The 20,757-nt window shown below is 42.6% G+C and carries 18 protein-coding genes and 2 tRNA genes; 11 read left to right on the top strand and 9 right to left on the bottom strand.

From position 1 onward, the window contains the following. Positions 1–3: 3 nt before the first annotated feature. Together K0O23_RS08980 and K0O23_RS08975 are read left to right on the top strand one after the other, a co-directional pair. On the top strand, positions 4–600 hold the full coding sequence (locus K0O23_RS08980; protein WP_219877088.1) for a WcaF family extracellular polysaccharide biosynthesis acetyltransferase: 597 nt from the start codon (positions 4–6) through the stop codon (positions 598–600). A 26-nt stretch (positions 601–626) separates the two neighbouring features. Further along, a complete protein-coding gene (locus K0O23_RS08975; protein ID WP_219877087.1) occupies positions 627–1,370 on the top strand; it encodes a glycosyltransferase family 2 protein in 744 nt (247 codons plus the stop codon). Between the two features lie 17 nt (positions 1,371–1,387). Here K0O23_RS08975 and K0O23_RS08970 read toward each other — a convergent pair whose 3' ends face one another. The 3 genes from K0O23_RS08970 to K0O23_RS08960 form a co-directional block, all read right to left on the bottom strand. Beyond that, positions 1,388–2,122 (bottom strand): class I SAM-dependent methyltransferase, encoded by a 735-nt coding sequence (locus tag K0O23_RS08970; RefSeq protein ID WP_219877086.1) that lies wholly within the window; start codon positions 2,120–2,122, stop codon positions 1,388–1,390. A gap of 83 nt (positions 2,123–2,205) precedes the next feature. Next, positions 2,206–2,279 (bottom strand) — tRNA-Asp (locus K0O23_RS08965). A 57-nt stretch (positions 2,280–2,336) separates the two neighbouring features. Beyond that, positions 2,337–2,410, bottom strand: a tRNA-Asp gene (locus K0O23_RS08960). Between the two features lie 221 nt (positions 2,411–2,631). Between K0O23_RS08960 and K0O23_RS08955 the strand changes: the two genes are divergently transcribed. From K0O23_RS08955 to K0O23_RS08930, 6 genes are all read left to right on the top strand, one after another. Then, entirely contained in the window at positions 2,632–3,582 is a 951-nt protein-coding gene (locus K0O23_RS08955) for an acetyl-CoA carboxylase carboxyltransferase subunit alpha (protein ID WP_219877085.1), read from the top strand. A gap of 370 nt (positions 3,583–3,952) precedes the next feature. Next, complete coding sequence (locus K0O23_RS08950; protein ID WP_219877084.1) at positions 3,953–4,795, top strand: MBL fold metallo-hydrolase; 843 nt, start codon at positions 3,953–3,955, stop codon at positions 4,793–4,795. 1 nt (position 4,796) lies between these two features. After that, positions 4,797–5,561, top strand: a complete 765-nt coding sequence (locus K0O23_RS08945) for a patatin-like phospholipase family protein (RefSeq protein ID WP_219877083.1) — start codon at positions 4,797–4,799, stop codon at positions 5,559–5,561. 112 nt (positions 5,562–5,673) lie between these two features. After that, the gene (locus K0O23_RS08940) at positions 5,674–6,297 is read left to right on the top strand and encodes a hypothetical protein (protein WP_219877082.1); all 624 of its coding nucleotides are present in this window, start codon (positions 5,674–5,676) and stop codon (positions 6,295–6,297) included. An 80-nt stretch (positions 6,298–6,377) separates the two neighbouring features. Continuing rightward, positions 6,378–6,929, top strand: coding sequence for a 1-acyl-sn-glycerol-3-phosphate acyltransferase (locus K0O23_RS08935; RefSeq protein WP_219877081.1), 552 nt, complete (start codon positions 6,378–6,380; stop codon positions 6,927–6,929). 31 nt (positions 6,930–6,960) lie between these two features. Beyond that, positions 6,961–7,311 (top strand): MmcQ/YjbR family DNA-binding protein, encoded by a 351-nt coding sequence (locus K0O23_RS08930; RefSeq protein ID WP_219877080.1) that lies wholly within the window; start codon positions 6,961–6,963, stop codon positions 7,309–7,311. 485 nt (positions 7,312–7,796) lie between these two features. On the opposite strand, the gene smc is transcribed toward K0O23_RS08930, so the two are convergent. Continuing rightward, a complete protein-coding gene (gene smc / locus K0O23_RS08925; protein ID WP_219877264.1) occupies positions 7,797–11,333 on the bottom strand; it encodes a chromosome segregation protein SMC in 3,537 nt (1,178 codons plus the stop codon). A gap of 192 nt (positions 11,334–11,525) precedes the next feature. Here smc and K0O23_RS08920 point away from each other — a divergent pair, with 192 nt between their 5' ends. Further along, positions 11,526–12,050 (top strand): hypothetical protein, encoded by a 525-nt coding sequence (locus K0O23_RS08920; protein ID WP_219877079.1) that lies wholly within the window; start codon positions 11,526–11,528, stop codon positions 12,048–12,050. Between the two features lie 60 nt (positions 12,051–12,110). On the opposite strand, the gene K0O23_RS08915 is transcribed toward K0O23_RS08920, so the two are convergent. From K0O23_RS08915 to pckA, 4 genes are all read right to left on the bottom strand, one after another. Then, positions 12,111–12,980: an FkbM family methyltransferase gene (locus K0O23_RS08915; RefSeq protein WP_219877078.1), complete on the bottom strand. Its 870-nt coding sequence runs from the start codon at positions 12,978–12,980 to the stop codon at positions 12,111–12,113. A gap of 157 nt (positions 12,981–13,137) precedes the next feature. Next, a complete protein-coding gene (locus K0O23_RS08910; RefSeq protein ID WP_219877077.1) occupies positions 13,138–13,815 on the bottom strand; it encodes a DUF4159 domain-containing protein in 678 nt (225 codons plus the stop codon). Positions 13,816–13,841: 26 nt separating this feature from the next. Next, positions 13,842–14,558, bottom strand: a complete 717-nt coding sequence (locus tag K0O23_RS08905) for a 16S rRNA (uracil(1498)-N(3))-methyltransferase (RefSeq protein WP_219877076.1) — start codon at positions 14,556–14,558, stop codon at positions 13,842–13,844. Between the two features lie 262 nt (positions 14,559–14,820). Then, entirely contained in the window at positions 14,821–16,431 is a 1,611-nt protein-coding gene (gene pckA / locus K0O23_RS08900) for a phosphoenolpyruvate carboxykinase (ATP) (protein WP_219877075.1), read from the bottom strand. Between the two features lie 218 nt (positions 16,432–16,649). On the opposite strand from pckA, the gene K0O23_RS08895 reads away from it, so the two are divergent. After that, positions 16,650–18,224, top strand: a complete 1,575-nt coding sequence (locus tag K0O23_RS08895; protein ID WP_219877074.1) for a peptide MFS transporter — start codon at positions 16,650–16,652, stop codon at positions 18,222–18,224. A 250-nt stretch (positions 18,225–18,474) separates the two neighbouring features. After that, positions 18,475–19,008 (top strand): hypothetical protein, encoded by a 534-nt coding sequence (locus K0O23_RS08890; protein ID WP_219877073.1) that lies wholly within the window; start codon positions 18,475–18,477, stop codon positions 19,006–19,008. 77 nt (positions 19,009–19,085) lie between these two features. On the opposite strand, the gene groL is transcribed toward K0O23_RS08890, so the two are convergent. Continuing rightward, entirely contained in the window at positions 19,086–20,726 is a 1,641-nt protein-coding gene (groL, locus tag K0O23_RS08885) for a chaperonin GroEL (protein WP_219877072.1), read from the bottom strand. Between the last annotated feature and the right edge of the window lie 31 nt (positions 20,727–20,757).

The raw sequence follows: 20,757 nt of genomic DNA, 5'->3' as shown, positions 1-20,757 counted from the left end.
GTTATGCCAGGCCAGAAATATGTTGATGTTAAAGAGCTGGGTAAAGTTGAACTCTCCAGCTACAACAACGACTGGTATGATACTAAAGCAAGCAGCTTGAAACGCTTCTTTTGGTATTTTATCAGTGTAATTTTTTTTATAAATCCTCTTAATCCAATTAGCTTTATTAAAGTAATCTTGCTTAGGCTTTTCGGGGCTAAAGTTGGAAAAAATGTGATCATAAAACCTTCCGTAAATATTAAATATCCCTGGTTTTTAGAAATAGGTGATCATGTATGGATAGGCGAGGGCGTTTGGGTTGATAACCTGACTTTAGTCAAAATTAGAGATAACGTAATAATTTCTCAGGGTGCAATGCTTTTAACTGGAAGCCATGATTATACAAAAAGCAGCTTTAATTTAGACGTAGGAGAAATTTTAATAGAAGATGGTGCTTGGATTGGGGCTAAGTCTATAGTTTGCCCGAATGTAACGTGTTTTAGTCATAGTGTGCTGGCTGTTGGATCTATAGCTACTACTAATCTTGAAGCTTATACAATTTATCAGGGTAATCCAGCTAGGGCAAAACGCAAAAGAAATATTAATGGAGAAGTTATTTAGTTCAATAAGATTGTAAAAGTTTTTGTGTGAAGGTAACTATCATTACTATTGTTTATAATAACTGTAGCACTATTGCTTCTGCAATAGAATCTGTTTTAAGTCAGAATTACAAAGATATAGAATACATCATTATCGATGGCTTGTCAATGGATGGTACAGTCGAAATTGTAAAAAAGTATACTGAACGTATTAGTAAATTTATTTCAGAAAAAGATAGGGGATTATATGACGCCCTTAATAAAGGAATAAAGTTAGCTACTGGAGATATTATTGGGTTCTTACACTCTGATGACACTTTTTATTATAATGATGCAATACAAGATATAGTAAGTCACTTTAAAACATCAAACAGTGAAAGTATATATGCGGATCTAGAATATGTTAGCCGCTTTAATTCAGAAAAGGTAATTAGGTATTGGAAAGCGGGTAATTATGATTTGAAAAACTTTATTTATGGTTGGATGCCACCACACCCTACATTTTATGTAAAAAGAGAGGTTTATGAAAAGCTTGGCTTATACGATACAAGCTTTGAATCAGCAGCAGACTATGAATTGATGTTACGCTATTTGTATAAATACAAAATTAGTGCAGCCTATTTGCCTAAAACCTTGATTAAAATGCGTGTTGGTGGGAAGAGTAATGTAAGTTTTAAAAATAGGATCAAGGCAAATAATGAAGACCACAGAGCTTGGATAATTAATGGTCTTAAACCTAAGTTCTATACTAGATATCTTAAACCCCTAAGAAAGATAATACAATACAAATAAGAGGAGTTTACTAAATTTTAGAAATCAACATGCCAGTCCCAGTTCCTAATATCATTATCTATTTTCTGGATTGCTACACATGATGCATTTATACTTAATTCTTCGTCAAGTTGTATCAAATTATCTTTTATAAGATGATTTGCTTTTGGAATATGCCTTAGATAACTAGCTATTTTTTTTGTGAATGAGCTTTCTCGGTTTTGAGGATAATGAGAATATATTTTATAGCTTGGGAACTGAGATATATATCGTAGTGCTTTGCGTATACCTGGGTAAAAAGCATCATCAAATACTATTACACCATTCAATTCTAATAATTTGTCTAGGTAAAAGAAGTCCACTAAAATCCAATCGAATTGTTTAGTGGTATCTACATAAGCAAAGTCAAATTTTCTACCCTCTGCAAGCAATTTAGGTAAAGCTTCGTAACAATAGCTTTCATAGAACTCTAATCGGTCTCGTAAACCAGCTTTTTCAATCAAGCTTAAGCCATTCCCTCCCCAGGAGCTGTTTTGAAACTTATCTATAACCAGATGAGATCCGTTATTATTTGTAACTTCCTCTGTAATAGCTAGTGTAGATAATCCGTAGGCAAAGCCTATTTCTATTGATTTAGAGAATTTATTTTCTTTTATTATTTGCTGAAGGAAAGCACACTGATCTTTACTTGTTTCAGAGTGAATAGGAATTATTTCACCATTTTCATTTATAAATTCCTTTGTTTCAAAAACTTTTTCTAAATGCCTATTCATAGTTAAACAAGTTTGGTTGATAGGGTAAAGATAGTATAAAATAAAAAAAGCCTGAAGAAATTAATCCTCAGGCTCCTTAAGAGCGGTCTGGACGGGACTCGAACCCGCGACCTCCGCCGTGACAGGGCGGCATTCTAACCAACTGAACTACCAGACCAATAACTTGAAATTTAGAGCCGTTTGCTCTTGTGCTTAACCGCAGGGGTTTAATCTGCGGTCTGGACGGGACTCGAACCCGCGACCTCCGCCGTGACAGGGCGGCATTCTAACCAACTGAACTACCAGACCATTTTTCTTTTCTTTAACTTCGTGCGTTAAAGTGATACAAAAGTATAGCCTTAATTTTGATTGTGCAAGTGTTAAGCATCTTTTTAGCGCTATATTTTCTTATGTTTTCTGTAAAAGCTTCATTTTCAATAAAATTATTTTCTGCAGGCGTATAAATTTTACTTTTCGCTACGTCGATATAGGATAACTGTTAAATTTGTAGCTGTAAACAGCGAAAGAATATGCTTTTAGATTTCGAACAGCCGATTGCTGCCTTAGAGAATAAACTGCAGGAGATGAAAAAGCTGGCCAGTGAGAGCCAGGTTGATGTATCGGAAGCAGTTAAGGCACTTGAAGAAAAGATTAAAACCCTTAAAAAGGAAACATACGCCAATTTAACGCGTTGGCAGCGTGTGCAGCTTTCACGCCACCCGGACAGACCGTATACTTTGGATTACATTAATGGTATTGCCAGCAAGTTTGTAGAGTTGCACGGCGACCGCACTGTAAGCGATGATAAAGCGATGATCGGTGGCTTTGGCGAAATTGATGGCAGGGGCGTAATGTTTATCGGTCAGCAGAAAGGCAGAAACACCAAACAGCGCCAGATGCGCAACTTTGGTATGGCTAATCCGGAGGGCTACCGTAAGGCTCTTCGCCTGATGAAGATGGCGGAGAAGTTTGGAAAGCCTATTATTACCTTTATCGATACACCAGGTGCTTTCCCGGGACTAGAGGCTGAGGAGCGCGGACAAGGCGAGGCAATTGCCCGTAACCTGAAAGAGATGTTCATGCTGAAGGTACCTGTGATCTGCATTATAATAGGAGAGGGTGCCTCTGGTGGTGCGCTTGGCATTGCCATCGGCGATCGTGTAATGATGCTGGAAAACACCTGGTACTCGGTTATTTCTCCTGAGTCATGCTCGTCTATACTTTGGAGAAGTTGGAATTACAAAGAGCAGGCTGCTGAAGCGCTTAAGCTTACAGCTACCGATATGCTGCAGAATAAACTTATCGATGGTATCATCAAGGAACCGCTTGGAGGTGCACACGCCGAACCAGATAAAATGATGCGCAGCCTGAAAAAAGAAATCGTGAAGATGCTGGATGAACTGGAAGGAATAGATTCAGAAGACCGCATTATGCAGCGTATTGAAAAGTTCTCCAGCATGGGAGTAGTGTTGGAGAGTTAGAAAGTTAGAAAAGTAAAAAGTTAGAGAGGTAGTAAAGTATAAATTGCTTTGCTGCCTCTTTATGTTTTAGTAATTTAGCTAGTGATAAAGTGGTTTCAAGAAATAATCTTAGCTATTGTTATTTTTCATTGCGAGCTAAGGGTATTCTGTCAATTCAAGAATATTATCATTTCGCCCTAAGGGAGAGATCTCTTTAGAATTCTTTCTTTATTAATTCTGTATAGATCTCTCACGCTGTTCGAGATGACAGTTTAGTTAAATGACGTTTTTGATTTTAGTAAAATTCTAAACTCTAACACTCTGTTAAAGTATAACCTCTAAATTCATTTTTAACTTTATAACCCCCAAACTCTCTAACTCAATAATCTCCATGCAGCTTCACGTAATAGACACAGGTTTTTTTAAATTAGATGGCGGTGCTATGTTTGGGGTAGTACCTAAAACGCTTTGGCAGCGCACTAACCCAGCTGATGAAAACAACCTCTGTACCTGGGCCATGCGTTGTATGCTGATAGAGGACGGAGACAGGCTTATACTTATAGATAATGGCATAGGCGATAAGCAGGATGCGAAGTTCTTCAGCCATTATTACCTGCATGGGGACGCTAACCTGACATCTTCGCTACATAATGCAGGCTTTACGCACGAGGACGTAACAGACGTTTTCATGACGCACCTGCACTTTGACCATTGCGGTGGCGGCGTGAGGTATAAAAACACAGATGGCGCGCTTGAACTGGTATTCCCGAATGCTAATTACTGGTCTAATGCCGATCATTGGGACTGGGCCACAAAACCTAATCCTAGAGAGCAAGCCTCTTTTCTGAAAGAGAATATATTGCCGATGCAGGAAAGCGGACATCTTAAGTTTGTAGACCCAAAGCAGCCATCTCCTTTCCCGCAATTCGAGATATTTTATGCTGATGGGCATACCGATAAAATGATGATTCCTATCATACCTTACAAAGGCAAAAAAGTAGCTTTTATGGCAGACCTGTTGCCGTCTACAGGCCATATTCCCTTGCCATATGTGATGGGCTATGACACGAGGCCATTGCTGACGATGGAAGAGAAAGCCAGGTTCCTGGAAATGGCTGCCGCCGAAGAGTTGATCTTATACTTTGAGCACGACGCTGTGCATGAGTGTTGTACAGTGCAGCAGACAGACAGAGGTGTTAGACTGAAAGATACCTTTTCTCTTAAAGAAATTTAATATGCGTATAGGTCTGGCTCTTTCAGGTGGAGGAGCAAGGGGAATAGCGCATCTGGGGGTGCTAAAGGCGTTTGATGAGCTGGGAATAAAGATCAGTATGATATCTGGCGTTAGTTCGGGGGCCATTGCCGGCGTACTTTATGCAGCGGGTTTTACTCCTGATCAAATTCTGAGCCTGATAAAAGAGCTAAGCGTTTTTAAGATTGTAAGGCCTGCTTTTGGCAAAGCCGGACTGTTGCATCTGGAGGAGGTAGAAAAACTTTACATCAGGCACCTGGGTGCTGATATAACGTTTGAGGATCTTAAGATACCTGTAGTGGTAAGCGCTACAGAGATGAATGAGGGTGTTACAGCATACTTCTCTACCGGTAAACTAATTCAGCCGTTGCTTGCCTCGTCAGCTGTGCCTATTCTGTACCGTCCTATACTTTTCGAGGGCAAGTTGTTAAATGATGGCGGCCTGCTGAACAACCTTCCTGTTGACCCCTTGCATACGAACTGTGACTTCAAAATAGCAGTGCATGTTAATCCGATCAACCATCAGGCGCAGATAACCAACATCAGGTCGATGGTAGAAAGGACTTTACTGCTGGCCATCAACAATAATGTGAAGTTACGCATGCACCTCTGCGATTTGCTGATCGAGCCGCAAGAGCTAAAGTATTACCGGCTTACAAACTTCAGAAAGGCAGATGAGATTTTTGAGATTGGCTACGAGCATACCATGAAACTTGAGAAGCATATAAGGCAGCTGATAAACAAGTAAGAACCTACAGAAGAAAGTTTACACACTAATTTGCAGTTTTATTAAATATATACAACTTTGTATAGGTAAAGTTACGTAGTATAGGCATAGCCCCTTTTAATTCTTATATACTATGCGAAAAACTTTACTGCTTCTATTCCTTCTTCCTTATCTAGTAGTAGCCCAAGAAAACGAAAGCTACTTGATTAAAGCTAAAGTTAAACAAGGATCAATTTTACTGGGAGGTACAGTTGATGCTTCATTCTACAAAACAACCGATGCTATCAGTTCGCCGGGACAAACGATCAACGCCACAGAAATAATGGCTACCATAAATGCTAAGAATGGCTATTTTGTAATGCATGATTTCGTTATAGGCCTTAATTTGACTATAGATTTTCGAAGTAAGAAGATAGATACAACCGAGGAGATGTTGCCGGATAAACGCACTTATATGTTAATGGGGCCATTTGTTCGTTATTACCTTGATAATGGTATTTTCGGCGAATTCTCTGTTGCGCCTGGTCTTCTTAACTTTTCTAAATCAGATAAATTTAATTTGCTCGAAGGTCGTATAGGAATTGGCTATGCATACTTCTTCAATGAGAAGTTTTCGATTGAGCCTATGCTAAGTGTGCGGTATTTCCAGCAGAAGCTTGGAGACAGAAAGTATACTGCTATAGGCCCTGTTTTAGGAGTGGGTATACAGGCTTACTTATTGCGTAAAAAGGCACATGTAATAAAGCGAGCTTTGTAAATATGCTAAAATGTATGTATTTATACGTTTTATAACGTATTGGCCTTACCTTTGTGTGGGCAGAAAATACATGCTTTTACATGACAGGAAAACTAATCTCGAAACTATTCTTTAAGATCACCGGCTGGAAACTTAACGGAACACTTGCTCCGGAGCTTCGCCGTTGCGTAATGGTGGCAGCACCACATACTAGTAACTGGGACTTTATTTACGCCCGCGCCGCCTTTTACCTTATGGACGCGCCCATCCGGTTTACCATTAAAAAGGAGTTTATGCGCTTCCCCTTTGGTGGTTTGCTTAAAGCCATGGGTGCCCTTCCCATCGATAGATCTAGAAATACGAAGATGGTGGATGCCATGATCCGGATCTTTAAAGAGACTCCCGGGGATATGTGTGTGATGGTAACCCCTGAAGGAACACGGAAGTATCAGCCTCGCTGGCGCCGTGGTTTTTACCATGTAGCAGTTGGAGCCGGTGTACCTATCATACTTGGCTACCTGGACTATGCTAAAAAAGAAGCTGGTGTTGGCCCTGCCTTTTACCCAACTGGAGACGTTGAAGCCGATATTGAGGCAATCATGGATTTCTACAGAACTAAAACTGCCAAATACCCAGAGCAGGGAGTAAGGTAAGGTAGAGCGTTTTAGTTTAAAGAGTTAGAGAGTGAATATAGAAGCATTGCGAGAGTTTTGCCTGGGTTTGCCGGGCGTAACGGAAGATGTGAAGTGGGGTGCAGATCTTTGTTTCCTGGTCAGAGAGAAGATGTTCTGCGTTACAAGCATAGATGCACCGCATTCGGTATCTTTTAAAGTTACAGCCGAACAGTTCGATGAAATGGTATCCAGACCAGGCATTATTCCGGCCCCTTATATGGCGCGTAACAAATGGATTAATGTGCAGGAGTGGAATGTGTTGAATGATGCGCAGTGGGAAACTTATGTTAAGCAGAGTTATGCTTTGGTTAAAGCAAAGCTTCCGAAGAAGTTGCAGAAAGAAATTGAAGCAAATGTATAATGCCCCTGCCGTCCCGAATGCTTTCGGGATGGCTAACCATGAGGCCAGTTTGCAACTGGCTTTCTGCGCAAGCTGAAAAGTATACTTTCTGAGATTTACACTTTATTTGCTTTATACTTTCTGGGAATTCCCCTCTTGGGAGGGGTAGGTTAATCCACAGTAGCCAAAGTATGAAGTATAGCTCAGGCCATCTGCGGACAGGTCGCGACCTGTCCCTACAAAACAACGATAGTTTGACCAGATTTTATACTGTAGCCGATTTATAGTTAAAGTTTAGCCTCGGCCATCGCAGCCTTTGCTTTTTCAAAGCAAAGCAGTTGGAAACTGCTGCCATGACAAACCACAAGTTACGCTACCGCTAAACTCGCGGCAGAGGCATGTGGCCAATCCCATTAATCCTAAAATCCTAGAAATCCCAGTTCAGACAATAAAAAAGGGAGCGGCTAAGAATAAAGCTGCTCCCTTTTTTATAGAGTATAAATTAGCTACGCTATCTGCCTCAAATCAACAGGAATCACTCTTGAAATACCGGCTTCGATCATGGTTATGCCATACATCACATCAGTTGAGGCCATGGTGCGCTTGTTGTGCGTTACTACAATAAACTGCGACTCGCCTGAAAACTTGCGGATGATGTTATTGAACTTGTCAATGTTGGCATCATCCAGCGGTGCATCTACTTCATCGAAGATACAGAACGGCGCTGGCTTAAGCAGGTAGATCGCAAACAAAAGTGATATAGCCGTAAGGGTTTTCTCGCCACCTGACAGCTGATTAATAGTAAGAGGGCGCTTGCCTTTTGGCTGTGCCATGATCTCTATTTTAGATTCCAGCGGGTTCTTAGGGTCTAATACGACCAGGTCACAGTTATCTTCTTCTGTAAACAGGCTACGGAACACGTTCTTGAAGTTTTCCTTGATCATCTCAAACGACTCCATGAACTTCTCCTTTGCCACTGTGTCGATCTCGTTTATCGTGTCGATCAGGGTGTTTTTGGCGTTTACAAGGTCGTCGCGCTGCTCAGTGATGAATTTGTTGCGTTCCTCTATTTCTATGTAAGCCTCGGCTGCCATAGCGTTTACAGGACCCATTTTATCCAGGGCAGATTTTACAGAAGCGATATGACCGTTTAATTCATCATCCGTAAGCGGAATCAGCTCATCTGTCTCAGGAGGGGCAGCAGCAAACTCTTCTGAAGAAATGTTAAACTCTGCAGCCAGCCGTTCCTGAATAGACACCAGCTTGATCTTGGTGTCGTTCATGGCCTGCTGCATGCGCATTAAAAGCTCATCGGCGTTCTGGCGCTTGCGCTGTAGCTCACGTATGGTTTTATCTTTTTCCTCCAGTTCACCGCGCAGGCTGAAGTACTTTTTCTCGATTGCCTCCAGTTCGTAACCAAATTCACGACGCGCTTCGATCATGGTTTCCACTACAGCCTCGTTCTCCTCAATAAAGGTAGTAGATTCTGTTGTTTCTTCTTCAGCCTTGGCCAGTTCGTTCTTAAGGCCAGTGATGCGTTCCTGGTTTGTCTCAACAGACTTTTGCTTATAGCCGATCTCCTGTTGTAGACTTGTAAAGCGGTTTTTAAGTTGGTGGTACTGTATGTTCTCGTGGTTGTAGCTACCTGAGATAACCGTGATGCGTTCCTGCTGCTGCTCTAATTGTGCGGCAAAGCTTGAAATTTCCTGTTCCAGACGGCGTAATTTCTGCATGTCAGCTTCGGCCTGTGGCGATACTTCCATACTTTGCTCGCGCAGTTCTACCAGGCGTTCGTACAGTTCATCGCGTTTCTGGTCGAAGTTCTTCAGATTTTGCTGATACTGCTCATACTTAATGCGCACTGTGAGCAGGTCCTGCTGCATTTTGGCAACGTCTTTTTCCAGTTGCTTAATTGCTTCTTTCTTTGACTCGTTGCGGTGGTTCTGCAGGATCTGGTTTTGTGTGTTAATGCGGCTTTGCATCAGCTCTATCTGCTCCTGTAATTCAGCAACCTCCATGGCAAGTTTCTCCAGGTTCTGTTTACGACCTAAACGGTTGCCATCGAAAACACCCACCGAGCCACCTGATAAGCTAAGCGGCTTACGGATAGCGCTACCATCTTTAAGTATGATGGTTTTGTACTCGCTGCCGTAAAGTTCATCTTCAGAGTCGTCGCTGATGTATACATTGCGGAGCATATACTTCATCAGGCCGCTATACTTTTTATCAGCAGAAACGACCTCATACGCTGCTTTCAGGTTGCCCTCGCTAAAGGTGGCTGTAGGCTCCAGTTCTTCGATCTCCGAAAGTATAATAAAGTTAGCGCGGCCTTTGTTTTCGCTCTTCAGTAAGCTCACGGCATCCACGGCATCCTGTAGTTCATCTACCACAAAGTAGTTCATGTACTGCTCCAGGTAACTCTCTATAAGCGGCTTGTAATCAGGCTCGCAAATAAGTATATCAGATAGGAGAGGGGCCGGCTTAGACCAGCTGTCAGACTTGCTCAGAAATTTGATAGCCTCCGGAAAACCTTCCATATTTTCTACCAGTGACTTGGTAAGGTTATACTGGTTTTGCCTGGAGTCGAGGGTTCGGTTTAGCTCTACGAGTTGGCTTTTTAATTCCTCGATAGCAGTTTCGGTAGTTGCTATACTTTGGGCCAGGGTTTCTTCGTGTGCCTGAATTCTTACCAGTTCAGACGTGTTCTCTTCCAGAACCTGCTGTGCTTCCTGTAGCTGCTCTTGCAATATGCGTCCGTCTTCGTCGGCATTAAGCTGTTGCTGTTGCAGGCGTTCCAGCTCCTGGTTGATGTTCTGTATCTGCACCTGGCCAATCTCCAGGGATTTGCTCAGCTGGTATACTTCGTTCTGTTTGTCTCGGTGCTGCTTTACAATAGTTTGGTGCGCCTCCTGCAGGCTTGCTTTCTGCTCGTTGGCTTCCTGCAGTTGCTCTTTTACAGCCGCCATCTGCTCTTCCGATTCGGCAAATTTATCCTGTACTTCTATCAACTCGTCGCGCAGTTCCAGTATACTTTCCTGGGTATGCTCCAGGTTTGCTGTGTCCTGGCCAATTTGCTGGCGCAGCTGCTGCATGCGCTCTTTCAGGTAATTACTACGTTCTGATTTAAGCTTGATGTCGTTTTCGAGTTGGCGAAGCTTGGCTGTTTGCACCTGCATGGTTTTCTGGCTTTCGGCCAGTTTTTCCTGTGTGCGGTTCAGTTCTTCTTTCTGGTCGGCAACGGCATCTTCTGCTTCGGTTACGGCAAGTACATACCCTTCCTTCAGCTCTGTTTCGTGTTGTACATCCTGCTGCAGCCTGTCTATCGTGTTCTGGAACTGCGATATGTTTCGGCGGGCATACTCCAGGCTGTGCTTTTTATAGTCGTCCTTTAACTGGAAATACCTAATGGCTTGTTTAGCTTGCCTTTCCAGCGTTTTCATGTTCTTCCCGATCTCGAAAAGAACATCTTCCACACGTTCCAGGTCAGCGTCAGTTTCTTCCAGTTTTTTAAGCGTCTGCTTTTTACGCACCCTGAATTTGGAGATACCGGCAGCCTCTTCGAAAAGCAAACGGCGCGAATTTTCCTTATCGTTCAGGATCTCATCTACCATTTTCAGCTCAATAATGGCATAACTATCAGAACCTATACCGGTGTCCAGAAAAAGTTCGTTAATGTCTTTCAGGCGACAGGTAACGCCGTTTAGCATATACTCACTGTCGCCGTTGCGGTAGTACTTTCTAGTTACGGTTACCTGGGAGTACTCTGTGGGCAACACGCCACGATTATTGTCGAAGGTGATAGACACTTCGGCCATCTGGGTAGGCTTGCGGGTTTTGGAGCCGTTAAAGATCACGTTCTCCATCTTGTCAGAGCGCAAATTACGGGTTTTCTGCTCACCCAGTACCCAGCGAATGGCATCTACAATGTTTGACTTGCCGCAGCCATTTGGGCCTACAATCCCGGTTATACCGTTGTCAAAATTTATAACGACACGGTCGCCAAAACTTTTGAAGCCTTTAATTTCTAATCTTGATACTTGCATTCGCGTTCGCGGAATCTTCTGTTCTAACTTCAAAAATAAGCTATTTTTCTCAATTAGCTGTTCCGGTTTACTTAACTTTCTTAATAAAAATAAGCCTTATCAATGTAGTATATTGCCAGTGTAATAACTGCTTCGTTAATTTTTAATTCCATGTAAAAACGCTATATTTGGTAAAGCTACCTACCTTTTGCTATGGACGATTTTAAAATTATACTTTACATACTGGCCGCTGTGGCTTATTTTCTTTTCACACAATGGCGGAAGGCTTTTAATACGCCAGGCGATAAAGAGCAGGAGATGGAAGAGCAAAAGCCGCAACGCAGACGCGTAGAGCCTCAGCAGCCCCAAAGGCCGGTAACTTCTTTTGAGGATATTTTGCGTGAATTGCAGCCTAAAGTTGATAAAGGCAGGGCAGAAGCTGAAATAGCTCGCGAAAGGGTCCGGGAGATTGTAACTCCACCAGTAATTGCTGAGGAAAGAGTACCCAAGTATAAAAGCTATGAGGGCACTACACAAAAAGCGCTATCCTGGGAAAATGCGGCTGATGCCAGAGAAGCTAAGAGAAGGTCTAAAGAAATGAGGGAGCCTGTATTTAAAGCTTATGCCCAGGAAAGTGAGGCACCAACTAGTCGTTATGCCAAACTGTTGCGCAACCCGGCTTCTGTAAAAGAGGCTTTTATACTTACCGAAATATTCAACAGAAAGTATAATTACTAGAGTATACTTTACCAAACGAGTTATAAACAAAAGGGCCGGTATAATAACCGGCCCTTTTGTTTATTTCATTGCCCTGATCAAACCACGCCTGAAGTACGGAGGCTTAAAAGGCCCGTAATGCGGAAACAGCATGTAGCCATCCGAAAACTCTGTCTTAAAACCTGACTGCTGTAGCATGTCGTTTAGTTCTGTTTCGTCTTCCTGTTTATGATAGGTGGTTATAGCAACTTTAAGCTGCTGGTTTTGTAAAATATTTTTACTGCCTTCCAGTAGATCAGCTTCTGCGCCCTCTACATCGGCTTTTATAAAATTAACGGCTCCCTTACCCTCAAAAAAATTATCTAAGGTTAAGTAATGTTCATTGTTAGTATTGCTTACATACTTATTGATGATCTCTACTTTATCTTTCCAAGGGGCAAAAGTGGCTTCCAGGGCCTCCACCCATTCATTATCGGTTTCGAATAAGTATAGTTTTTTTACCTGTTCTACTACGCTCAGCGCAAAATTACCTTCAGCTGCTCCGGCATCCACTACCACATCACCTCGTTCTACTACAAAAGAATCTGCTAAGTACCGGTGTGGCGACTTTAAATCCTGTTCAAGAAGTAAGTAAACATAATTTCGCTTGATCTTCCGCTCACCCCATGTCCGCTTAAAGTATAGCTTTTTGCCCTTATGCATAACGTACTTTAATCCCAGGTTTTTATCGGTATATACCTGTACCTGCTCAGACGAATAATCATCTGTAAAAGTATAGGGAAATACATGAAACCGATTGTTACTCAAAAATGCAAGTGCCTCCTGAATTTCAGGATCTGTTTCTGCTTGCGGGATATTTTTGTAATATGCGAGTATTTCCTTGCGAAGCCTCTTTTTAAGGCCTTTATCGGTAAGAAGTGATAGCTTTTTGAGCAATGCATTGGTGGGCATGATAAGAAATTAAGTGAGAGCTAAGATATTCCAAATTTAAACTTAAGCACAATTAAGTTACTTAACAAAGGATATATGTTCTCAGTTGGATTAAGTTAGGCGCACTGTATGCTTAATCAAGCTTTTAAAAGTATAAAGAAACTGAATTATACTTTTCTTATTGCAGGCCGTCGCCGTGTGTAATGGCATAAGTCACTATGTTTGCACCCATGCGCAGTGCCTGCTGCCTTACATGCTCTGGGTCGTTATGAATCTCAGGGTCTTCCCAGCCGTTACCCAGATCGGTTTCGTAAGTATAAAAGCAAACTAACCTGCCTTTGTGCACGATACCAAAACCTTGTGGAGGTTTGTTGTCGTGCTCATGGATCTTAGGCAGGCCACCTGTAAAATTAAACTTCTGTCTGTAAATAGGGTGATCGAATGGCAACTCAACAAACTCATATTCCGGAAACACTTTCTTCATTTCCTGCCTTACATACTTATCCAGGCCATAGTTGTCGTCGATGTGCAGGAAGCCTCCGCTAAGCAGGTAATTACGCAGGTTAAGCGCCTCTGCATCTGAAAAAACCACGTTCCCATGGCCTGTCATGTGCACAAAAGGATAGCTGAATATTTCCGGACTGCCTACTTCTACTACAGCCTCGTCGGGGGCTATGTTCGTGTTCAGGTTTTGATTGCAGAACTGAATCAGGTTTGAGAGGGATGTTTTGTTTGCATACCAGTCGCCTCCGCCGTTATACTTTAGTTTCGCAATTTTAAAGCTATAGCTCTGCGCCAAACCTGCAACGCAAGTAACTAAAGTTAATAATATGGCAATAATGGATCGTTTCAGCATGCGGTGGCTATACATTGAGTGGTTACTTATAACGGTGCATAAATGTCGTGTAGTACGTTTAACGTGTGGCAGGCAACTAGGGCTGCGGTTTCGGTGCGAAGTCTGCTTTTACCTAAGGTTACGGGCTTTATTCCGGCTTGATAAGCAGCCGAAATCTCTTCGGTAGAGAAATCACCTTCCGGACCGATCAGGATACAATGCGGATTACCGTACTTATAATGCTCCTTTATACTTTTAGTGGCATCGTCTTCGAGGTGGGCAATAAAGGTAGCGTCTGGCTGAGATTTTTGCACAAACCGATGGAAAGGAGTCAGATCATTAAGCAAAGGCAAATACCCTTTCTGGGACTGTTTCATGGCACTTACGGCAATTTTTTCGAGCCTGTCGAGGCGCAACTGCCTGCGTTCGGAGTGTTCACACAGCAAAAACGTAATTTCACTTACACCAATCTCTACGGCCTTCTCGACAAACCACTCCATACGGTCCATGTTCTTGGTAGGTGCAACGGCAATGTGCGTATAGTAGGGTAGTTTACCATACTCTATCTGCTTATCTATAATCTGTAGCTGGCATTTCTTGTTATTTGCATCCTGAATAATTGCCGTATACAGTCCACCTACGCCATCCACAAGGTAAATGGTATCACCATGGTGTAAACGCAACACACGTGTGCAGTGCTTCGATTCTTCCTCAGGTAAAGTATAGAATCCGGTCGTAATATCTGGGGTATAAAATAGGTGCACTTATTTAATTGTTGAATTGTTGATTGTTAAATTGAAAATTGGGCTTTTGCTTAAGCAATGAAATACATTTTGTCTATAACTATTTGCCAGAAAAATGCTTTTTAAGACCTTACATACTTTATTAAATATGAAAGCTCTACAAAACTCACCCTTAGTTTTCTTAAATATACGAAAGTATACTTTAGAGGTCATCTCTGGCTTAATAAAAAAAGCCTCTTTGCACTAGGCAAAGAGGCTTTTTTTAGTTGTACTTAAATTCAGCTTAAGCTGTTACTTCAACATTAGGTGCACCGGCTAAGATCTCATCGTTAGCATAGTCTGCATACTTCTGGAAGTTTCTAACAAACTTAGAAGCCAGGTCAGTAGCTTTTGCATCGTACTCTTCTTTGTTTGCCCATGTATTGCGTGGGTTTAGTACCTCGTCTGGTACATTAGGGCAAGTATCCGGCATTTCAACGCCAAATATCGGATGCTTGGTAAACTTCACGTTGTCAAGTTCTCCGTTAAGTGCTGCTGTGATCATAGCACGAGTATAAGGCAGCTTCATACGCGAACCTACACCGTAAGGGCCACCTGTCCAACCTGTATTGATCAGCCACACATTAACATTATTCTCACTCATTTTCTTGCCAAGCATTTCTGCATACTTTGTTGGGTGCAGGGGTAAGAAAGCAGCTCCAAAGCAGGCAGAGAAAGTTGTTTGTGGCTCTGTCACTCCAACTTCAGTACCTGCAACCTTAGCGGTGTAACCAGAAATAAAGTGATACATGGCCTGGCTGGTATTTAGTTTGGAGATCGGAGGCAACACACCAAACGCATCTGCTGTAAGGAAGAAGATATTCTTTGGAATATCAGCTCTTGATGGTTCAATGGCGTTATCGATGTGGTGAATAGGGTAGGCCGTACGTGTATTTTCTGTAACAGAGTTATTCGTATAGTCTACTGTGCGTGTGCCTTCTTCAAAACGTGTATTCTCTACAATAGCTCCGAATTTTATGGCATCCCATATCTGCGGCTCTTTTTCGTGGGTAAGGTCAATAACCTTTGCATAGCAGCCACCTTCAAAGTTAAATACACTGTCTTTTGTCCAGCCATGTTCATCGTCACCGATCAGGCCACGGTTAGGGTCTGCAGAAAGAGTGGTTTTGCCTGTGCCTGAAAGTCCAAAGAAGATAGCTGTGTCACCATCTTTTCCTACGTTGGCAGAGCAGTGCATAGACAAGGTGTTGCGCTCCTGCGGAAGGATATAGTTTAGTACCCCGAAGATGCCTTTTTTCATCTCACCGGCGTAGCCTGTACCACCTATCAGGATCATGTTCTTGGTAAAGTTGATGATCGCAAAATTAGACTGGCGTGTTCCGTCAACTGCAGGGTCAGCTTCAAACTCAGGGGCACAGATAATGGTAAATTCTGGCGTGTGGTTGTCAATCTCATCCTGTGTTAAGCGCAGAAACATGTTGTTGCAGAAAAGGTTCTGCCATGCCTGAGTGTTAACAATACGTAAATTTAAACGGTAGTCAGGGTGTGCTCCGGCATAAGCATCGCGCACATAAAGTTTACGGTCTTTCAGGAAGTCAACCATCTTATCATGTAGTTGGTCGAATTTCTCAGGGTCAAAAGCGATGTTTATGTCGCCCCACCAAACTGTATCCTCTGTTTTAGCGTCCTTCACCACAAATCTGTCCTTTGGAGAACGTCCAGTGAATTTACCTGTGTCGCACATCAGCGCACCTGTATCCGTTAAAACACCTTCGCCGTTTTTAATGGCCTCTTCTACCAGCTCAGCAGGGGTAAGGTTCCAAAGCACCTCTTTAGCCTGCTTAATACCAAGATTTTCAAGACCAACCTTAGATTTATATCCAGTTACTTTCATTTGAATTTTTTGGGTTTTGATTTTAAACGGTTTGCATCACAACTACTGTACAAAAGTATAAAAAAATGTTTATCAAAATATTGTGTTATGCAAATATTGCGCAAGATTGCACATACTGTTACGGAGTAGTGTAAAATATTTGTCTGTTTGCTTCTAATCTGATATATTTACCTTCTTTGTATGCATAACCTAACTAAACAATCAACTATTTTTAATCTATGTCATTAAGAGAACACACTGTCACCGACAAGATATCGGAGCATGCTGCCCCTATGGGAGCTGAGCCGACTGGGCCGGAAATGTTTGGACACCCTAAAGGATTGTTCTATCTGTTCTTTGCCGAACTATGGGAGCGCTTCAGCTTTTATGGTATGCGCGCACTGTTGGTTCTGTACATGGTTAACGATTTACTATATAGCGATAACGTCGCTTTTGGTATTTACGCAGCTTATGGCGCCTTAGTTTATGCCACACCAGTAATAGGTGGCATGATCGCAGATAAATTACTGGGATACCGAAAGTCTATTATGTTGGGTGCCGTACTTATGGCATTTGGCCATTTTGCGCTTGCTGTTGAGCACCCGGTTTTCTTCTACGGAGCACTCGCACTTTTGATTGTAGGAAATGGATTTTTTAAGCCAAATATTTCTACAATGGTAGGTACGCTTTATGCACAGGGCGATGCCAGAAGAGATGCAGGCTTCACCATTTTTTACATGGGCATTAACATAGGTGCTATGCTGGCTCCAATTGTCTGCGGATGGTTAGGAGTAACCTACGGCTGGCATTATGGTTTTGGCGCAGCTGGCGTAGGTATGTTAATAGGCTTACTTATGTTCTGGAATGGCTCCAGAAGCGGCGTATTTGGTGACAGAGGACTTCCTGCCGACCCTGCTCTGGTTAAGGAGAAAGTTGCCGGTATATCGAGAGGTAACTGGGTGTCTATTCTGTCTGTTGTAGCTTTACCTTTTTTAGGCATTCTTCTTTTCCATGGCTCATTAGACCTTCCTGGTTTTGGAATGACCAACTTCGACGGTAGCTTGATCGGAATTGTAATGAACTATATCCTACTGCCGGTTATTGCCCTGATACTGATCTATAGCTTAGTAAAAGAAGAGAAAAAGGAGCGTGAGCGCTTGTTCGTTGTTATCCTGCTTACTTTCTTTATCACCGTTTTCTGGTCTTTCTTTGAGCAGGCTGGTTCTTCTTTAACACTTTTTGCTGAGCGTAACGTGAACCTTACGTTCATGAATGCTGCCCAGACAAACTCTATTAACCCGTTCTTTATCGTGTTATTTGCGCTACCATTCTCAGCTATGTGGCTGTTCTTCTCCAGAATGCGCATGAACCCATACACGCCGGTTAAATTTGCTTTGGGTATAGCCCAATTAGGTTTAGGTTTCTTGATTTTTGCCTGGAGTGCTAATTTTGCTGATGCTGATGGCAGAGTATCTATCTGGTTCCTTATCCTGGGTTATATGCTGATAACAACAGGTGAGTTGTTTATTTCGCCTGTAGGGCTTTCAAAAGTAACAGAATTATCGCCTAAAAAGATCGTATCCTTTATCATGGGTATCTGGTTCCTATCTTCGTCATTTGCGCACTATATTGCCGGTGCAATTGCAAAGCTTACATCAGTAAGTGGAGAGGGAGAAGCTGAAGTATCTGGGATGCAGTCGTTAATGGTATACACAGGTGTTTTTGAGCAAATCGGTTATGTAGCATTCGGATTTGCAGTACTGGCACTTATACTTACTCCATTAATGCGTAAGTGGATGCACGGTATCCATTAAGAACCATAAAGCTTAATTATTAGGGAAGAAGCCCTCGATTTTATGAGTCGGGGGCTTTTTTTATTTATAATGTTTTATAGATTTGCAATTCTGTTTTTCCTGTCTACTTAACTATGATTAAATAAGTTATAAATTAATCATTTTGCCTATTCTATAATTATACTAATTACCCATGTTTACTTTTACCCGGAAGTATAGCCATGTTTTGGCTCTGCTTTCATTGTGTGCCTCTATGGCATCCTGCCAAACAATGTCAGAGGCAACCGATGTGGCGGAAAACTCTGTACTGCCAGCGCCTGAGTCTATTGTTTATACTATCAAAAAAGGCTCTCACACATCTACCAATAATTCTTTCAAAACACTTAAAGCACAGAAATTGCGGTTTGAAGTAACGTTTGATAGCACCGCTATTTATACTTCTGCCAAACCAGAGAACCAATATGACATCAATAAGCTTTACGGGGTATCCGACTGTGGCTCGCACCACCAGGTAAACAGCGCGCGCATAGGCTGGCGTTGGAGTAATAACCAGCTAGAGTTGCATGCTTATACTTATAAAGGCGGGAGCCGTCAGTCTGTGTATATTACAAGTATAACTTTGGGTAAAGCAGCCCTTTGCGAACTGATACTCGAGGATGGAAAGTATATTTTTAAGGTTGACGGTATTGGGGTAGAGCTACCAAGAGGATGTAGCGGCATATCAGACGCTTACCAATTATATCCATATTTTGGAGGCGATGAGGTTGCCCCACATGACATCAACATCAAGATCAGGCCTCTGTAATGAAAGGCTATGAAAGTAAAAGCCCCTGCATCATCAGACGCAGGGGCTTTCTTATTTATACTATGGGATGTGTCTGATTACATCATGCCGCCCATTCCGCCCATGCCACCCGGCATGCCGCCGCCCATTGGGGCAGCCTCTTCAGAAGGTTCTTCTGATACTACACACTCGGTAGTTAGAAGCAGGCCAGAGATAGAAGCAGCGTTCTCTAAAGCAAGGCGTGTAACCTTAGTTGGATCGATGATACCAGCTGCGAACATGTTCTCATATCTGTTATCACGTGCGTTGTAACCGTAGTCAGCTTTGCCTTCGCGGATAGCCTGTACCACTACAGAACCTTCGCCACCTGCATTGGCAACAATCGTTCTTAGTGGAGCCTCCAGCGCAGTTTTGATGATCTGTACACCTGTCTGCTCGTCAGCGTTGTAAACATCAATGCTGTTCAGAGCATCGATAGCACGGATAAGCGCAACGCCACCACCAGCTACGATACCTTCTTCAACGGCAGCGCGTGTTGCATGTAATGCATCGTCAACACGGTCTTTCTTCTCTTTCATCTCTACCTCCGTAGAAGCACCGATGTAAAGGATAGCCACACCGCCAGAAAGCTTAGCTAAACGCTCCTGAAGTTTTTCTTTGTCATAGTCAGATGTAGTAGACTCCATCTGCGACTTTATCTGGTTTACGCGGGCAACGATATCATCTTTAGAACCGGCACCATTTACGATAGTGGTGTTGTCTTTGTCGATGATCACCTTCTCAGCTTGTCCAAGATACTCCAGCGTAGCGTTCTCTAGTTTGTAACCTCTTTCTTCAGAGATAACAGTACCGCCAGTCAGGATAGCGATATCTTCCAGCATTGCTTTTCTTCTGTCGCCGAAGCCAGGAGCCTTAACAGCTGCAATTTTAAGCGAGCCACGCAGTTTGTTTACTACAAGTGTAGCAAGTGCTTCACCGTCTACGTCCTCAGAAACGATAACAAGGCCTTTACCAGTCTGAACTACCTGCTCCAATACTGGAAGCAGCTCCTTCATAGTAGAAACCTTCTTGTCGTAGATCAGGATATAAGGGTTGTCGAATTCAGCCTCCATTTTCTCTGCGTTGGTCACAAAGTATGGAGAAAGGTAACCACGGTCAAACTGCATACCTTCTACAGTTTTTACCTCAGTTTCAGTACCTTTTGCTTCTTCAACAGTAATTACACCGTCCTTACCAACTTTATCCATCGCATCAGCGATCATTTTACCGATCTCCGCGTCGTTGTTGGCAGAAATAGTGCCTACCTGAGAGATCTCAGAAGAGTTCTCGATTTTCTTAGACTGTGAACGCAAGTTCTCAACTACTGCATGTACAGCTTTGTCGATACCACGCTTCAGGTCCATTGGGTTAGCACCGGCAGCTACGTTCTTAATACCAGCCGTGTAGATAGCCTGAGCTAGTACAGTTGCAGTAGTAGTACCGTCACCAGCCTGGTCAGCAGTTTTAGAGGCAACTTCTTTTACCAACTGCGCACCCATGTTTTCAATAGCGTCTTTCAGTTCGATTTCTTTCGCCACTGAAACACCGTCTTTTGTAATGGTAGGAGCACCGAATTTTTTATCGATGATCACGTTGCGGCCTTTAGGACCTAAGGTAACTTTAACAGCATTTGCCAGTTTGTCAACGCCAGACTTTATTTTGCTGCGAGCGTCGGCATCAAATGTGATGTTTTTAGCCATAGTTATATCTATTAGATAATTAAATTAAAAT

Source organism: Pontibacter aydingkolensis (assembly GCF_019443125.1).
Classification (GTDB): Bacteria; Bacteroidota; Bacteroidia; order Cytophagales; family Hymenobacteraceae; genus Pontibacter; species Pontibacter aydingkolensis.
Note: the sequence above shows the minus strand (reverse complement) of the source record. Positions and strands in the feature narration are given on the sequence as shown.

Coding starts and splice junctions, on each gene's coding strand:
- K0O23_RS08980 (WP_219877088.1), top strand. CDS start 4: ATGCCAGGCCAGAAATATGTTGATGTTAAAGAGCTGGGTAAAGTTGAA.
- K0O23_RS08970 (WP_219877086.1), bottom strand. CDS start 2,122: ATGAATAGGCATTTAGAAAAAGTTTTTGAAACAAAGGAATTTATAAAT.
- K0O23_RS08955 (WP_219877085.1), top strand. CDS start 2,632: ATGCTTTTAGATTTCGAACAGCCGATTGCTGCCTTAGAGAATAAACTG.
- K0O23_RS08950 (WP_219877084.1), top strand. CDS start 3,953: ATGCAGCTTCACGTAATAGACACAGGTTTTTTTAAATTAGATGGCGGT.
- K0O23_RS08945 (WP_219877083.1), top strand. CDS start 4,797: ATGCGTATAGGTCTGGCTCTTTCAGGTGGAGGAGCAAGGGGAATAGCG.
- K0O23_RS08940 (WP_219877082.1), top strand. CDS start 5,674: ATGCGAAAAACTTTACTGCTTCTATTCCTTCTTCCTTATCTAGTAGTA.
- K0O23_RS08935 (WP_219877081.1), top strand. CDS start 6,378: ATGACAGGAAAACTAATCTCGAAACTATTCTTTAAGATCACCGGCTGG.
- smc (WP_219877264.1), bottom strand. CDS start 11,333: ATGCAAGTATCAAGATTAGAAATTAAAGGCTTCAAAAGTTTTGGCGAC.
- K0O23_RS08920 (WP_219877079.1), top strand. CDS start 11,526: ATGGACGATTTTAAAATTATACTTTACATACTGGCCGCTGTGGCTTAT.
- K0O23_RS08915 (WP_219877078.1), bottom strand. CDS start 12,980: ATGCCCACCAATGCATTGCTCAAAAAGCTATCACTTCTTACCGATAAA.
- K0O23_RS08910 (WP_219877077.1), bottom strand. CDS start 13,815: ATGCTGAAACGATCCATTATTGCCATATTATTAACTTTAGTTACTTGC.
- pckA (WP_219877075.1), bottom strand. CDS start 16,431: ATGAAAGTAACTGGATATAAATCTAAGGTTGGTCTTGAAAATCTTGGT.
- K0O23_RS08895 (WP_219877074.1), top strand. CDS start 16,650: ATGTCATTAAGAGAACACACTGTCACCGACAAGATATCGGAGCATGCT.
- K0O23_RS08890 (WP_219877073.1), top strand. CDS start 18,475: ATGTCAGAGGCAACCGATGTGGCGGAAAACTCTGTACTGCCAGCGCCT.
- groL (WP_219877072.1), bottom strand. CDS start 20,726: ATGGCTAAAAACATCACATTTGATGCCGACGCTCGCAGCAAAATAAAG.